14 protein-coding genes are annotated in these 13,980 nt (G+C 67.5%); 7 read left to right on the forward strand and 7 right to left on the reverse strand.

Annotation, left to right across the window (positions count from 1 at the left end; all coding sequences use genetic code 11):
• Positions 1-71: 71 nt before the first annotated feature.
• The 3 genes from ACFPK0_RS14050 to secB all read right to left on the reverse strand — a co-directional run bounded on the left by ACFPK0_RS14050 (position 72) and on the right by secB (position 4,784).
• Positions 72-3,089, reverse strand: a complete 3,018-nt coding sequence (locus tag ACFPK0_RS14050; protein WP_377341748.1) for a DEAD/DEAH box helicase — start codon at positions 3,087-3,089, stop codon at positions 72-74.
• Between the two features lie 152 nt (positions 3,090-3,241).
• Positions 3,242-4,267 carry an NAD(P)H-dependent glycerol-3-phosphate dehydrogenase gene (locus tag ACFPK0_RS14055; RefSeq protein WP_377341623.1) on the reverse strand — a complete coding sequence of 342 codons (1,026 nt, stop codon included), beginning with the start codon at positions 4,265-4,267 and terminating at the stop codon, positions 3,242-3,244.
• A gap of 7 nt (positions 4,268-4,274) precedes the next feature.
• The gene (gene secB / locus ACFPK0_RS14060) at positions 4,275-4,784 is read right to left on the reverse strand and encodes a protein-export chaperone SecB (RefSeq protein ID WP_056085141.1); all 510 of its coding nucleotides are present in this window, start codon (positions 4,782-4,784) and stop codon (positions 4,275-4,277) included.
• 297 nt (positions 4,785-5,081) lie between these two features.
• On the opposite strand from secB, the gene rpmB reads away from it, so the two are divergent.
• Both rpmB and rpmG read left to right on the forward strand, forming a co-directional pair.
• Positions 5,082-5,318: a 50S ribosomal protein L28 gene (gene rpmB, locus ACFPK0_RS14065; protein WP_007081352.1), complete on the forward strand. Its 237-nt coding sequence runs from the start codon at positions 5,082-5,084 to the stop codon at positions 5,316-5,318.
• A gap of 10 nt (positions 5,319-5,328) precedes the next feature.
• On the forward strand, positions 5,329-5,496 hold the full coding sequence (gene rpmG, locus ACFPK0_RS14070) for a 50S ribosomal protein L33 (RefSeq protein WP_056084493.1): 168 nt from the start codon (positions 5,329-5,331) through the stop codon (positions 5,494-5,496).
• 392 nt (positions 5,497-5,888) lie between these two features.
• On the opposite strand, the gene ACFPK0_RS14075 is transcribed toward rpmG, so the two are convergent.
• Complete coding sequence (locus tag ACFPK0_RS14075; RefSeq protein ID WP_377341626.1) at positions 5,889-7,085, reverse strand: DesA family fatty acid desaturase; 1,197 nt, start codon at positions 7,083-7,085, stop codon at positions 5,889-5,891.
• Between the two features lie 166 nt (positions 7,086-7,251).
• On the opposite strand from ACFPK0_RS14075, the gene ACFPK0_RS14080 reads away from it, so the two are divergent.
• From ACFPK0_RS14080 to mutM, 5 genes are read left to right on the forward strand one after another with little or no spacing between them, the layout of a single operon-like run.
• Entirely contained in the window at positions 7,252-8,013 is a 762-nt protein-coding gene (locus ACFPK0_RS14080; protein WP_056607947.1) for an ABC transporter ATP-binding protein, read from the forward strand.
• The gene (locus ACFPK0_RS14085; protein WP_377341628.1) at positions 8,010-8,780 is read left to right on the forward strand and encodes an ABC transporter permease; all 771 of its coding nucleotides are present in this window, start codon (positions 8,010-8,012) and stop codon (positions 8,778-8,780) included. Before ACFPK0_RS14080 ends, ACFPK0_RS14085 begins: the two co-directional genes overlap by 4 nt.
• Positions 8,780-10,135 carry a GldG family protein gene (locus ACFPK0_RS14090; RefSeq protein WP_377341630.1) on the forward strand — a complete coding sequence of 452 codons (1,356 nt, stop codon included), beginning with the start codon at positions 8,780-8,782 and terminating at the stop codon, positions 10,133-10,135. Before ACFPK0_RS14085 ends, ACFPK0_RS14090 begins: the two co-directional genes overlap by 1 nt.
• A 1-nt stretch (position 10,136) precedes the next feature.
• Positions 10,137-10,628: a hypothetical protein gene (locus ACFPK0_RS14095; RefSeq protein ID WP_056084473.1), complete on the forward strand. Its 492-nt coding sequence runs from the start codon at positions 10,137-10,139 to the stop codon at positions 10,626-10,628.
• A gap of 13 nt (positions 10,629-10,641) precedes the next feature.
• Complete coding sequence (mutM, locus tag ACFPK0_RS14100; protein WP_377341632.1) at positions 10,642-11,469, forward strand: bifunctional DNA-formamidopyrimidine glycosylase/DNA-(apurinic or apyrimidinic site) lyase; 828 nt, start codon at positions 10,642-10,644, stop codon at positions 11,467-11,469.
• Between the two features lie 115 nt (positions 11,470-11,584).
• Here mutM and ACFPK0_RS14105 read toward each other — a convergent pair whose 3' ends face one another.
• The 3 genes from ACFPK0_RS14105 to yihA form a co-directional block, all read right to left on the reverse strand.
• The gene (locus tag ACFPK0_RS14105) at positions 11,585-12,349 is read right to left on the reverse strand and encodes a hypothetical protein (RefSeq protein WP_056084467.1); all 765 of its coding nucleotides are present in this window, start codon (positions 12,347-12,349) and stop codon (positions 11,585-11,587) included.
• Positions 12,350-12,434: 85 nt separating this feature from the next.
• Positions 12,435-13,067 (reverse strand): thymidine kinase, encoded by a 633-nt coding sequence (locus ACFPK0_RS14110; protein WP_056084464.1) that lies wholly within the window; start codon positions 13,065-13,067, stop codon positions 12,435-12,437.
• Positions 13,068-13,082: 15 nt separating this feature from the next.
• Complete coding sequence (gene yihA, locus ACFPK0_RS14115) at positions 13,083-13,733, reverse strand: ribosome biogenesis GTP-binding protein YihA/YsxC (protein ID WP_377341635.1); 651 nt, start codon at positions 13,731-13,733, stop codon at positions 13,083-13,085.
• Positions 13,734-13,980 lie beyond the last annotated feature (247 nt).

Genomic DNA, 13,980 nt, shown 5'->3' on the forward strand with positions numbered 1-13,980 from the left:
TCCTTGCGTCAATAACGGCATCAAAAATGTTCCGTGTAATCCAGTTGCTTGGAGACGCACTTCTCTCTGACTCAACTGGGTGCCAGCAGCGTATCCAGGTCGAGCTGGTCGAAACTGAGCCTTTCGCGGGTGCCACCGCCTTCCAGCACGGCGTCGGCCAGTTCGGCCTTGCGTGCTTTCAGTTCCTCGATGCGTTCTTCCACCGTGCCACTGGTGATCAGGCGGAACACGAACACCGGCTTGTCCTGGCCGATGCGGTGCGCACGGTCGCTGGCCTGCGCTTCGGCGGCGGGGTTCCACCACGGGTCGTAGTGGATCACGGTGTCGGCCGCCGTGAGGTTGAGGCCCACGCCGCCGGCTTTCAGGGAAAGCAGGAACAGTGGCACTTCACCGTTCTGGAACCGCTGCACCGGCTCGGCGCGGTCGCGGGTGTCGCCGGTGAGGGTGACGTAGGGGATGTGGCGGCGGTCGAGCTCGGCGGCGATCAGCTTGAGCATGCCGGTGAACTGGGAGAACAGCAGCACCTTGCGGCCTTCGTCGATCAGCGCGGGGAGCATATCCATCAGCAGTTCGAACTTGGCCGACTCGTGCACGCCCTGCGCCGCCTCCAGCTTCACCAGCCGCGGGTCGCAGCAGACTTGCCGCAGCTTCAGCAGCGCATCCAGCACCACGATGCCGGAATGGGCGATGCCGCGCTGGGCGATCACCTCGCGCAGCTCCTCGGTCAGCGCCAGGCGCAGGCCTTCGTACAAATCACGTTGGCGGCCTTCCATCACCACGCGGCGGGTGATCTCGGTCTTGGGCGGCAATTCGGTGGCCACCTGCGCCTTGGTGCGGCGCAGGATGAACGGCGCCAGCCGCAGGTTCAGCCGCTGCTGGCATTCCTCGTCGCGCTGTTTCTCGATCGGCACGCGGTAATGACGGCGGAACGCGCCCTCGTCGCCCAGCAGGCCGGGCACGGCGAGATCGATCTGCGACCACAGTTCGCCCAGGTGATTTTCCAGCGGCGTGCCGGTGAGGCAGACGAAGCGCGGCGCACGCAGGCTCAGCAGCGCGCGGCGCGCCTGGGTGCGGGGGTTTTTCACCTGCTGGGCCTCGTCCAGCACGATCAGCGCGAAGGCCTGCTTTCTTAGCGCAACCACATCGCGCGGCAGCAAGGCGTAGCTGGTCAGCACGATGTCCTGGTCGCCGAGCTGGGTGAATTCCTCGGCGCGTTGCGGCCCGTGCAAGGTGAGCACGCGCAGCATCGGCGCGAAGCGGGCGATTTCCGATTGCCAGTTCGGGATCAGGCTGGTCGGCACCACCACCAGCGCTGGCTGGGTCAGCGCGCCGTGCTGTTTCAGCGACAGCAGGTGGGTGATCAGCTGCAACGTCTTGCCCAGGCCCATGTCGTCGGCCAGCACGCCGCCCACGCCGGCTTCGGCCAGCGCGTTCAGCCAGCGCAGCCCCTCGCGCTGGTACGGGCGCAGTTCCACCGTGAGTCCTTCGGGCACGACATCGCTGGCGCGCTCGGCCGCATCGCGCAGGCGCGCGGCAAAACCGAACAATGGCTCGGCCGCATCCAGCGTGCCACCACCGGGCATGGCCGCGGCCAGCTCTTCCAGCCGGCCGGCCTGCACCTTGGGCAGGTGCAGTTTCTGGCGCGGTTTCTCCAGGTATTCGGCCAGCGGCGCCAGCAGCCCGCGCAATTCCTTCAGTCGCACGGGCACGCGACGACGGGCATCGACCGGCGCGTACCACACCGCATCCTCCGGCTCGTTCGGCGCGGGGCTGAGGTTCAACTGGTGCTCGGCCAGCGCCTGCGCCACGGCGGGCAGCAAGCTATGACGCTCGCCGTCCAGCTCGATGCCGACCTCCAGGTCGAAAGCATGATCGTCGGCGTCTTCCACCGCCTGGCCGTACCAGCGCACCGGGCCTTCGAGCACCTCGAACGGGAAGCTGGGCGAGTATTCCAGCTGGAAGTTTTCCTCCTCCAGCCGGGGCCGCAGCGCCAGCCAGCGCGCGGGCGTGTTGACCTCCAGCGCGCCGGCGTGGCCGGTGCCGGGGAACAGCCAGGCGTCCTCGGGCAGGGTTTCGGCCACGTCCCAGGGCAGGCCCTCGGTATCCACGCCCGGCGTGAGCCCGGCGCGTTCGAGTTGCTCCATGGCGGAGAGTTCTTCCGCGCGGCGGCGGGTGATCTCGACCAGCTGGCCGTCGCGCACGCGCCGCACCAGCGGCTCGCCGCCGCGGCCGGGGAGCCGCTCGCCGGCGTAATCGAAGGCCAGCCGCGCATAGGCCAGCGGCGGCGTGCCGGCGGCCAGGCGTGCGTGGCGGGTCAATGCATGCAGGGTCAATACCGGTTTGGGCGCCAGTTCGGATCGGCGCATCTCGCCGAAAACCTGCGGCGGCGGCAGCCGCGTGGCCAGCCGGCTGGCCGGCAGCAGGTCGCGCAGGCGATGTCCGTCCTCGGGTTTCAGCGGCGGCAATTCCAGCCAGCGGGTTTCCTCCGCCGCGGCGTCCAGCAAACCCAGCGCCGCATGTTCGGCGTCGAGGTACCACAAGGCATCGATGCGCAGCAGCCGCTGGCTGTTGGGCAGCAACGGCAGCAGGCGCTGGCTGCCGTCGGGCGCCATCGACCAATGCCAATTCAGCGGATGCGGCCGGCTGCGCGACAGCCGCAAGCCGCCCAGGCCGCCCAGGAAGCAGGGCGCGGTATCCAGCATCTCGGCCAGCAGGGTGTCGCCCACGTGACCGCTGAGCCGCGCATAGCTGCGTCCCTTGCGCACGCTCTGCGGCAGGCCCAGCACGGTGGCGGCCAGGCGCTGTTCGTGCGGCGCCAGTGTCACCTGCACCAGATGGCGGCTGTCCAATGGAACCGGGCGCGCGTATCGGCCGTGTTCGGCCACGGTGAGCAACACCGGCGCGGCATCCATGCAAGCGAAGGAGGCGTTGTCCTGCGGGATCACTTCAAGGAAAAAGCCGAGCACGACCGGCTCGTCGGCCGCCGCCACGCGCGGCTTGGCCAGCAGTCGTCGCCACGCTAACGGAAGCGTGTCGTCAGCGTTGGCTGACGCGCCGCCGGCGCGCTGTTTCCCGTCCGGTTGCTGCATGCGCATGCGGTCCATGGCGACAAGCAAAACATTGAGCTTAGCAGGCGCGCCGCGCATTGGCGGCACACTTGCCACTCACCGGAAACAGGGTTCGGTCGGTGCGAGCACGCGGCACGTTTTCGCGCTAACGTGGCCGGCTGGCCGCGGTTTGATCAGTGGGTGCGGAACAGGCCCGGCGGGTATTCCGCTTTCTGTTCGCGCGCCATCAGCCGGCGCAACGCATCCACCGGGGTGACCTCGCCGTGCAGCACGGCGTGCACGGCCGCGCTGATGGGAAGATCCAGCCCGTGCTTGAGCGCCAGGCGGTTCACTTCGTCGGCGGTGAGGATGCTTTCCACCACCTGGCCGATCTGGCGCAGGGCTTCGTCGATCGCCACGCCGCGGCCCAATGCCAGGCCGAGACGGCGGTTGCGCGACAGGTCGCCGGTGCAGGTCAGCACCAGGTCGCCCAGGCCGGACAGGCCGATCAGCGTTTCGGGGCGCGCACCCAGGGCCATGCCCAGGCGCAGCATCTCGTTCATGCCGCGGGTGATCAGGCCGGCGCGGGCGTTCAGGCCCAGCTCCATGCCGTCGGCGATACCGGTGGCCACGGCCAGCACGTTCTTCATGGCGCCGCCGAGCTCGCCACCGAGCACGTCGCTGCCCGAATACGCGCGCAGGTTCGGCGCGTGCAACAGGCCGGCCAGTTGCCGCGCGAAGGCCTCGTCTTCCGAATGCACGGTGACGGCACTGGGCAGGCCAGCCGCCACCTCACGTGCGAACGACGGACCGGTGACCACCGCGGTGGCACGGCCCGGCAAATGTTCCGCCACCAGCTCGTGCAGGAAGCGGCCCGTGCCCGGCTCGAAACCCTTGGTGGCCCAGGCGATCGCGCTGCCCGCATCCAGCAGCGGCGCCACCTCGACCAGCATGGAGGCGAAGGCGTGGCTGGGCACCGCGATCAACACGATGTCCGCGCCACGCAGGGCCGCGGCCAGGTCGCTCTCGCAACGCAGTTCCGGCGGCAGTTCCACATCCGGCAGGTAACGCTGATTGCGATGGGTTTGCGCGATCGCCGCCAGCGCGGCGGCATCGCGCCCCCACAGGCGGGTAGGCACCCCGTTGCGCGCACTCAGCGCGGCCAGCGCGGTGCCCCAGGAGCCGGCGCCGAGCACGACCATGGTCGGGAGATCAGCCATTTTCGACTCAGCTGTTGAGCGTGGTCGGGGCCTCGTCGCCGCCCTGCATGCGGCGCTGCTGTTCACCATAAAGCGCGTCGAAGTTGATCGGCTGCAACAGGAACGGCGGGAAGCCGCCTTCCAGCACCAGCGACGAGATCACCTGGCGCGCGTACGGGAACAACAGGTTCGGGCAGTAGCTGCCGATGATGCCGGCGTGCTCTTCCTCGCTGAAACCGGCGATACCGAACAGGCCAGCCTGCTCCACCTCGGCCAGGTACGCGGTGCGATCGCCCAGCGTGCAGGTCAGGGTGAGGCTGAGCGCCACTTCGTACAGGTCGTTGCCCAGGTCGGTGGCCTTCTGGCCCACGTTGAGCTGGATCTGCGGCTGCAGCTGCTCGTTCTCGCCCATGGCCTGGAACACCTGCGGCGCATTGGGCGCCTCGAACGAGACATCCTTCACGTAGATCTTCTGCAACATCAGTTGCGGCTGGCTGCCCTGGCCATTGGCCTGGCCGTTGTTGACTACTTCTGCCATCGGAAATCCCTTGGAACGCGCTTGCGTCGATTCAAAGGGGCTGATTGTTCCATACATCCCCCACTCGCGCACGCGCATTCCGCACCGATGATTGCGCATTGCCCTGTTTTTCTGGGAGAATACGCGGCTCGCCACGTCGACCTGATGCTTTGGGCCATCCGCCACGCGATGCGGATTCACGACACGCGACAGCACCACCTCCAGCATCGCGGGGCGCCCAGGCGCCGCTGGGCCGATGCTGCCCTGGCCAACGGGCGGCAAATCAGGCTTCAAAAAAGCCATTCAACGGAGGTCGTCATGGCCCGTGTATGTCAAGTCACCGGAAAGGGTGTGCAGAGCGGCAACAACGTCTCGCACGCCAACAACAAGACCCGTCGCCGCTGGTTGCCCAACCTGCATGAGCGTCGCTTCTGGGTCCCCGGCGAGAATCGCTGGATCAAACTGCGCGTTTCCAACCATGCGTTGCGCACGATCGACAAGAATGGCATCGAAGCCGTGATTGCCGAAATGCGCGCCCGCGGCGAAAAGGTCTGAGGATTGAGCCATGGCTAACAAGACACAAGACAAGATCCGCATGATCTCCTCGGCCGGTACCGGCCACTTCTACACCACCAAGAAGAACAAGAAGAACACGCCGGAAAAGTTCGAGTTCAAGAAGTACGACCCGGTGGTGCGCAAGCACGTGATCTACAAGGAAGGCAAGATCAAGTGACGTTCTGACCCGCTCGCGCTATGCGCGAGTGGCTTTGTCAGAACGTCATCCCGGACGTCGCGCAGCGACGATCCGGGATCCAGTGCCTTTCAGCGTCATAAAAACCCACCTCCATGGTGGGTTTTTTTGTTGGGGAACGAGGTAGGGAGGGCTGAAGCACCGCACATCCAACTGTTCACCCTGAGCGTAGCCGCGCAACGGTGGAATCGAAGAGCAGCATCGCCGCAGGGCTCCGACTTCGCCGCCACGCGCCTACTTCAGCCTGAACGACTGAGGGAAAACCGCGCCTTCCAAACCCACCGCACCACAAGGCTGGTCGCATCGCGTTCCCTTTTCCCAAAAACAAAACCCGCCAATGGCGGGTCTTGTCGAAACACATGTGCCGGCGATACTCAGGCAGCGTTGGCGACCGTATAACCCTTCAGCCGCTGGGCGAAGTCCTGCAACGCACGGATGCCACTTTCCTCGGCTTCGTGGATCCATTGCTGCAGGCCCTTCAGCGCCTGCTCGGCGCCGCGCTGTTCCATCAGGGCCGCGAGGCGGTTGCGGAAGTCGTAGACGGTTTGCAGGGTGGGACGGCGGGCCAGTACGGCCTGCAGTTTTGCGCTGCTGTCCTGATCCAGCCAGCGGCCGCCGTCGGCCAGGGCGCGACGCATGCGGCGCGGCATGGATTTGATGTTGTCGCCGGCGTGGGTCGCTTCTTCGCGCAGGGTGGGCACGATCACGCCGCGGTAGTAGTCGGTCATGGCCTGGAAGCGGTGGGTCAGCACGGCCTTCAGGGTGTCGGCGTCGGGCAGGCGCACGTTGGGGCGCACGTCCAGCGACGGCGCCACACGCAGCACCTTGGCCAGGCCCACGGCACGCAGGCCGCAGATGGCCGCCCAGCCGATGTCGAACTCCCACTTGCGCAGCGCGAACTTGGCCGAGCTGGGGAAGGCGTGGTGGTTGTTGTGCAGCTCTTCTCCGCCGATCCAGAACGCCCACGGGATCAGGTTGCGCGCGGTGTCGGCGCTCTCGAAGTTGCGGTAGCCGGCCCAGTGACCGATGCCGTTGACGAAGCCGGCGGCCCAGAACGGGATCCACACCATCTGCAGCGCCCACATCGCGGCGCCGATCACACCGAACAGCGCCACGCTGATCACCAGCATCAGCGCCGGGCCCCAGTACGGGTGCGCGCCATAGAGCTTGTGCTCGACCCAGTCGTCCGGCGTGCCGCGACCGTACTGCACCATGTCCTGCTTGTTCTCGCAGGCATCGCGGTACAGCGAGACGCCGTCCCAGAACACTTTCTTGATGCCGTAGATCATCGGGCTGTGCGGGTCTTCCGCCGTCTCGACCTTGGCATGATGCTTGCGATGCACCGCCACCCACTCGCGGGTGACCATGCCGGTGGTGAGCCAGCCCCAGAAACGGAAGAAGTGCGCCAGCGCCGGGTGGAAATCCACGCCGCGATGGGTCTGGCTGCGATGCAGGTACAGCGTCACCGTGAAGATGGTGAGCTGGGTCATGATCAGCAGGTAAACGAGCTTCTGCACCCAACTGGCGCCGGTGAGGCCGTCGTTGAGGAAATTGAGTACCGCGTCGAGCATGGAAAAAATACCGGGAAGTGGATGGAGCAACGTGCGCGAGACTGGCAGCGCGCCAGCGCGAAACACAATGATACCAGTCGGTCAAGCGGAAAAAGCTAACCGGCCGTTAGCCTGCATGCATCCGTGCCCTGTTGTTTAACAGTGGGGGCGCCGTGACAATCACGCAATGACCACGATCATCCCCTCCTCGCCGCCCGTCGTCCTGCAACTGGACCGACTCAGCCGCCGCCGTGCCGGCCGGCACGCCGTACGGGGCCTCGATCTGTCGCTGCACGCCGGTCAGGTGCTGGGCTTGCTGGGCGTCAACGGGGCGGGCAAATCGACCACCTTGTCGATGATCGCCGGCGCGCTGCGCCCCGACAGCGGTGGCATCCGGTTGCGTGGTGAGGATTTCCTGGAACACCCGGAACTGGCCCGCAGCCGCATCGGCTGGCTGCCTGAACGCGCGCCGGTGTGGGCAGAACTCAGCGTCAGCGAGCATCTCGACGCGCACGGCCGATTGCGCGGCCTGAACGGCAGCACCTTGCGCGCCGCCCGCGAACGCGTGCTGGACCGTCTCGACCTGCAGCCGCTGGCCCGCCGCCTGGCCGGCGTGCTGTCGCAGGGCCAGCGCCAGCGCCTGGGGCTGGCCTGCGCCCTGCTTCACCGGCCCGAGCTGCTGGTGCTGGACGAGCCAGCGAACGCGCTCGATCCGGTGCAAGCGGTGGCCTTGCGCGGGCTGATTCGCGAGCAGGCCGCGGCCGGCACGGCGGTGATCCTGTCCACCCACCTGCTGGCCGAGGTCACCGCCGTCTGCGATCGCGTGGCGATCCTGCACGACGGCTGCCTGCGCCACGACGGCCCGGTGCAGGCGGACGATCATCAGGCGCTGGAACGCACCTTCTTCGAGATCGCGATGCACGGCGACGCCGCGGCGCGCGCCGCATGAGCGGCGGCGTGGCCGGTACGTTCGCGGTGACGCGACTGGAATGGCGTCGCATGGTGGTGCGCCCGCTGGCCTGGGTGCTGGCGGCATTGACGCTGGCCTGGCTGGCGTGGAATTTCACCCTGCTGCTGGGCGGTTTCCTGGCCGGACAGGTGCAGCGCGCCGCGTTGCCGGATGGCCCGGGTTTCACCGATCTGGTCGCGGTGCCGCTACTGGGCCAGCTGGCCCAGCTGTCCTTCCTGGTGGTGCCGTTGCTGGGCATGTCGGTGATCGCCGGCGAGCGGCGCAACGGCACCTTGCCGCTGCTGTTTGCCGCCGGCCTGCCCGCCTCGCGCATCGTGCTGGGCAAATACCTGGCGCTGCTGGGCTGGCTGCTGTTGTGGCTGGCATTGACGCTGGCGATGCCGCTGGCGTTGGCGCACGCCACCGATCTGGACTGGGGCAAGCTGGCCGCCGCCACGCTGGGTCTGGCGCTGATGCTGGCGGTGCTGGCAGCGCTGGCTGTGACCTGCTCGGCTTTTGCCTCGCATCCGGCAATCGCCGCCGCGGCCGCGTTGATCATCGCGCTGGCGTTGTGGAGCGTGAACGTGGGCGCACAGATGGCCGGCATCAACGGTGGCGTACTGAACTGGCTGGCGATGAGCACGCATGAGCAACCACTGCTGCGCGGGCTGGTTTCCACCGCCGATATTGCCTGGTTTGTGCTGCTGATCGTGGTGGCGCTGGCGCTGGCGTCGCGACGGCTCGACAACGAGCGGGAGCGCGGCTGATGCGCGCACTATTCAGACGTCTGGACGGCTGGTTGTTTGCGCTGATGCTGCTGCTGGCTGCCGGCGCGCTGGGCTTTCTCAGCACGCGTTTCGCCCATGTATCGGATTGGACCGCCGGCGGCCGCACCAGCCTGTCGGCGCAAAGCCGCGCGGTGCTGGCGCGGCTGGATGGCCCGATGGAAATCACCAGCTACGCGAGCCCGCAAGGTGACCTGCGCCAGACCGTGGCCGGCTTCCTGCAGCGCTACCAGGCAGTGAAGCCCGACCTGCAACTGCGCTTTGTCGATCCACAGCAGGACCCGGCCGCGATGCGCGAGCTGGGCATCACCGTGGATGGCGCGCTGATCATCCGCTACGGCCAGCGCGAGCAGCGGCTGGACGAACTCTCCGAGCGCAGCCTCACCAACGCGCTGGAGCGCCTGATCCGCGGCAGCGACCGCATGGTGGCCTTCGTCACCGGCGACGGCGAGCGGCGCGCCGACGGCAAGGCGAATGCGGACATGGGCACGTTCATGGCGCAGCTGGAAAGCCGCGGCATGCGCGCGGTGCCGTTGAATTTCAGCCAGGTCAGCGCGGTGCCGGAACACACCGACCTGGTGGTACTGGCCAGCCCCACGGTGGCACTGCCGCCTGGCGCGGTGCAGGCCCTGGTCGACTACGTGCAACGCGGCGGCAACCTGTTGTGGCTAACCGAGCCGGCGAACGACACGCTGGGCCTCGATCCGCTGGCCAGCGTGCTGGGTGTCCACGTGTTACCTGGCGTGCTGGTCGACGGTTCCGGCGCCGCCTTGGGCCTGCACGATCCGCGCATCATCACGCGCGGCGACTACCCGGCGCAGGCGATCACCCGCGGTTTCACCTTCACCACGCTGTTTCCGCAGGCGTCGGCGCTGGCGCAAGTCAGCCAGCGCGACTGGGCGGTGGCACCGTTCCTGCGCTCGGGCCCGCAAAGCTGGACGGAATTCCAGCCGATCGCGAACGACGCCACGTCGGATATCCGCTTCGATGCCGCCGCCGGCGAGTTGAAGGGGCCGCTGGATTTCGGGCTGGCGCTGAGCCGGCTTTCGCCCAGCCCGGACAAGAGCGAGCAGCGCGCCGTGGTGATCGGCGACGGCGATTTCCTCTCCAACACGTTCCTGGGCAACGGTGGCAACCGCGCGCTGGGCGAGCGCGTGTTCGACTGGCTGCTGGGCGACGACAAGCTGGTCGACCTGCCGCCGCGCGGCGCGCCGGATCGGCTGCTGCAGATCTCCCAAGGCGGGCTCAACGCGATCAGCGTGGGCTTCCTGATCGTGCTGCCGCTACTGTTGCTGCTGATCGGTGGCGCCATTGTGTGGCGTCGGCGGCGGCGCTGAGATGACGCGCGCCAGTCGCCGACGTCTTGCCCTGCTGGCCGTGGTGGTCGCACTGCTGGCCGTGGCGGGATGGCAGTGGCAGCGCGATGCGCAGGCTGCACCCGGCAGTTTGCTGACCCTGGAACCGGCCTCGGTCGACCATATCGCACTGGCGATTTCTGGCGCGCCAGCGGTGCATTACGAAAAGCGCGACGGTCACTGGTGGATTGTGGATGGCACGCCCCGCCGCACCGATGACGGGCGCCTCGCCGAACTGGCCGATACCGCCGCCGCCAACGTGCTGAGTTGGCGGCCGGCCGCCGATTTCCAGCCCGCGAAGATCGGCCTGGCGCCGCCCTCTGCCGTGCTGACCCTGAACGGCCAGCGCATCGAATTCGGCGAGACCTCGGTCACCGGTCCGCAGCGCTACGTCCGCGTGGGTGATCGCGTTGCGCTGGTCCCCGCCCACTACACGCCGCGGCCGCCCACCGGCCACGTCACCGATCTGCACTGACGGCGGAACATCTGTGCCCGAACTGCCCGAAGTCGAAACCACCCGCCGCGGTATCGCGCCGTACCTGATCGGCCGCCGCGTGCTGGGCGTCACCTTGCGCCGGCCCGACTTGCGCTGGCCGATCCCGCCGCAGATCACCACCCTGCTGCCCGGTCAGCGCATCGAGGCGGTGGAACGGCGCGCGAAGTATTTGCTGTTGCACACCGAGGCCGGCAGCGCGTTGTTGCACCTGGGCATGAGCGGCGTGCTGCGCGTGCTGCCGCCGGACGCGCCGGTGGGCAAGCACGATCACGTGGATATCGCGCTGGAACGCACGATCGCGCAGGCGCCGCGCATCCTGCGCTTCACCGATCCGCGCCGGTTCGGCTGCCTGCTGTGGCAGGCGCCGGGCGAAACCCACGAACTGCTTGCCAGCCTCGGCCCCGAGCCGCTGACCGACGACTTCGACGGCGACCTGCTGTGGCGCCGCTCGCGCGGCCGCAAGGCGGCGGTGAAACTGTTCCTGATGGACAACGCGATCGTGGTGGGCGTGGGCAACATCTACGCCAGCGAGGCGTTGTTCGCCGCCGGCATCGACCCGCGCCGCGCCGCCGGCACGGTGTCGCGCGCCCGCTATGCGCGGCTGGCCGCCGAGGTGAAACGTATCCTGGCCTGGGCGATCGAACGCGGCGGCACCACCTTGCGCGATTTCATCAGCCCTGACGGTGCGCCCGGCTATTTCTTTCGCGAGCTCAATGTCTACGGCCGCAGCGGTGAGCCGTGCCACGTCTGCGGCACGCCGATCCGGCAGGTGACGCTGGGGCAGCGCTCCACGTTCTGGTGCCCGCGCTGCCAAAAGTAGGAGCGCACGCTGATGTAGGAGCGACTTCAGTCGCGACGCTTTCCCCGCCACCAAAAGCAAAAGCTGTCGCGGCTGAAGCCGCTCCTACAGGGTGGTTTTGCGTTACCGCAAAGCCTCAATCAGGCCAGTGGAACGCCACATGGGTGTTGTTGAACTGCGGATCGTCGGCGCTGCCGCCGGGTTCGGCCACCATGTCGCTGGACAGGCCGTCGACGGCGAGTTCCTGGCCGGCGCGGAAATGGCCGCCCATCGACAGGAATTCCATCAGCCGCTCGCACATGCTGCCGGCGCGGCCCAGCTCGCTTTCGGGCACGTTGCGCACGCTGAGGTCGGGGCGGCCGAACTTGCGCATGCCGCGGGTGCGCACCCAGGAGCGGTCCGGCGTTTCATCGGCGTTGCACAGGATCAGCACGTGATTGCGCGGCGGCGCGCCACCGGGCACCAGGTAGCGCTGACGCCACTGGTCGGCGCTGAACAGGCTCAGGATCTGCGGATCGAGGATCGAGGTGCCACCCACGTCGAGCAGGCCGGCCAGCACGCCCAGCGTGTCGTGCAGGTAGTCGAGGCTGTTGCGATCGTCGATCTCGCCGCGCACCACCAGCACCTCGGGCGCGATGCGCGCCTGCTGGGTGATTTCGGGATTCTCGGTGTGCAGGATTTCGCCCAAGGCGCCCTGCAACGGGTAACCATCCCACTGGCGCAGCACCGCGTTCTGGAAGCGCTGGATCTCGATGCCCTGGGGCAAACCCGGGCTCTGGTAGCGCATCGACGGGATCACCAGCTCCGCGTCGAACTTGCCGAACACATAGAACACCAGCACGGCTTTCTCTTCGCCCGGGGTCCAGTACGGGCGCGGCCAGGCGGGGCTTGTCTCGGTCATGCGGGATTCCTTGGGATGCGCGAAAACGGTGGGCGGTCGGTCAAGGTAACGGCAGCATTGTCGCCAGCGGGTGAGCCCGGCAACGTCATCGCGGCTCGCCCAGCGGCAACACGGGCTGCTGCAGTTCGATGGAGCCGTCGCCCTGGTTGATCTTCTTGAACTCGGCGCGGCTCACCGAGACATAGCGCTCGTTGCCGCCGATCTCAACCTGCGGGCCGTCGGTGACGGCGCGGCCGTGCTCGTCCACGCGCACCACCATGGTGGCCTTGCTGCCGGTGTGGCAGATGGTCTTGATCTCCTGCAGCTCGTCCGCCCAGGCCAGCAGGTATTGGCTGCCCTCGAACGGCTCGCCGCGGAAATCGGTGCGCAGGCCATACGCCAGCACCGGGATGCGCAACTGGTCGACCACGTCGCTGAGCTGCCATACCTGCGCCTTGGCCAGGAACTGCGCCTCGTCGACAAACACGCAATGCAGCGGACCGTGGGCCGCGATATCGGCCTGCACCAGCGCCAGCAGGTTCTCCTCGGCGCGGAAGCGGCGCGCATGCGCCTTCAGGCCGATGCGCGAGGCAACCACGCCCTCGCCGTAACGATTATCCAGCGCCGGGGTGAGGATCAGCGTGCGCATGCCGCGCTCGTGATAGTTGTACGCGCCCTGCAACAGGTTGGTGGTCTTGCCGGCATTCATTGCCGAGTAATAGAAATAAAGCTTGGCCATGACGGAGCGCGGACGTCAGCGGTCGTGGGCCGGAGCCATTTCGCGCGGCGTGCGCAGCAAAGTCATCACCGCTTCGCGCGCCTCGTCCACGCCGGTGTTGGCGGAGGACGAGAAAATCTGCGCGGTGGCGTGCGGGCTGTTGTCGGCAAACTGCTTGCGCAAGGCGGCAAGCGCCTGCATGGCCTGGTTGCGCGACAGCTTGTCGGCCTTGGTCAGCAGCACGTGACAGGGCAGCTGGGTGGCGAAACAGAACTCCAGCATCATCCGGTCGAATTCCTTCAGCGGATGGCGGATGTCCACGATCAACACCAGCCCGCGCAGGCTGCGGCGCTGGTGCAGGTAGGCGTCGATCTCCAGCTTCCAGTGCTCGCGCATCTCCAGCGGCACCTTGGCGTAGCCGTAGCCGGGCAGGTCGATCAGGCGCGGCTCCAGCGACACGCCGTCGATCTGAGTCGGCGGCAGGCTGAAAGCCACCATCTGTTGCGTGCGCCCGGGCGTCTTCGACGTGCGCGCCAGCCCCTTGTGATTGGTCAACGCATTCAGCGCGCTGGACTTGCCCGCGTTGGAGCGGCCGGCGAACGCCACCTCTGCCCCCTGGTCGGCAGGCAACTGGCTGATGCGATGGGCGGCGAGTACAAACTGCGCACCCTGTAAGAGTCTGCTCATGATGTCCAGATGCCCCGCGTAGCCGTCGAGTGGCTGCCAGGTGGTAGTGGGCGGCGCAGCGCCTGACTGGCTGTCAGGCCAAGCCGCGCGCTGCCGCCTGGCGGCCACTCGACAGCTACCCTTCGGGCCGGGTCTGTTTGCGCGCAGGCCGGCGTCATCGTTCGGTCGTGGACGGACGTCCACTTCCTCACTCTTTCTTGGCCTGCGTGCAAACAGCTCCCGGCGCGGGGCGTCTGGACATCACGAG

Source organism: Rhodanobacter ginsenosidimutans, from assembly GCF_042655685.1.
Lineage (GTDB): Bacteria > Pseudomonadota > Gammaproteobacteria > Xanthomonadales > Rhodanobacteraceae > Rhodanobacter > Rhodanobacter ginsenosidimutans.

Excerpts from the sequence above, each read along its gene's own strand:
- ACFPK0_RS14050 (WP_377341748.1), bottom strand. The coding sequence starts at position 3,089 with ATGCAGCAACCGGACGGGAAACAGCGCGCCGGCGGCGCGTCAGCCAAC.
- ACFPK0_RS14055 (WP_377341623.1), bottom strand. The coding sequence starts at position 4,267 with ATGGCTGATCTCCCGACCATGGTCGTGCTCGGCGCCGGCTCCTGGGGC.
- secB (WP_056085141.1), bottom strand. The coding sequence starts at position 4,784 with ATGGCAGAAGTAGTCAACAACGGCCAGGCCAATGGCCAGGGCAGCCAG.
- rpmB (WP_007081352.1), top strand. The coding sequence starts at position 5,082 with ATGGCCCGTGTATGTCAAGTCACCGGAAAGGGTGTGCAGAGCGGCAAC.
- rpmG (WP_056084493.1), top strand. The coding sequence starts at position 5,329 with ATGGCTAACAAGACACAAGACAAGATCCGCATGATCTCCTCGGCCGGT.
- ACFPK0_RS14075 (WP_377341626.1), bottom strand. The coding sequence starts at position 7,085 with ATGCTCGACGCGGTACTCAATTTCCTCAACGACGGCCTCACCGGCGCC.
- ACFPK0_RS14080 (WP_056607947.1), top strand. The coding sequence starts at position 7,252 with ATGACCACGATCATCCCCTCCTCGCCGCCCGTCGTCCTGCAACTGGAC.
- ACFPK0_RS14085 (WP_377341628.1), top strand. The coding sequence starts at position 8,010 with ATGAGCGGCGGCGTGGCCGGTACGTTCGCGGTGACGCGACTGGAATGG.
- ACFPK0_RS14090 (WP_377341630.1), top strand. The coding sequence starts at position 8,780 with ATGCGCGCACTATTCAGACGTCTGGACGGCTGGTTGTTTGCGCTGATG.
- ACFPK0_RS14095 (WP_056084473.1), top strand. The coding sequence starts at position 10,137 with ATGACGCGCGCCAGTCGCCGACGTCTTGCCCTGCTGGCCGTGGTGGTC.
- ACFPK0_RS14105 (WP_056084467.1), bottom strand. The coding sequence starts at position 12,349 with ATGACCGAGACAAGCCCCGCCTGGCCGCGCCCGTACTGGACCCCGGGC.
- ACFPK0_RS14110 (WP_056084464.1), bottom strand. The coding sequence starts at position 13,067 with ATGGCCAAGCTTTATTTCTATTACTCGGCAATGAATGCCGGCAAGACC.
- yihA (WP_377341635.1), bottom strand. The coding sequence starts at position 13,733 with ATGAGCAGACTCTTACAGGGTGCGCAGTTTGTACTCGCCGCCCATCGC.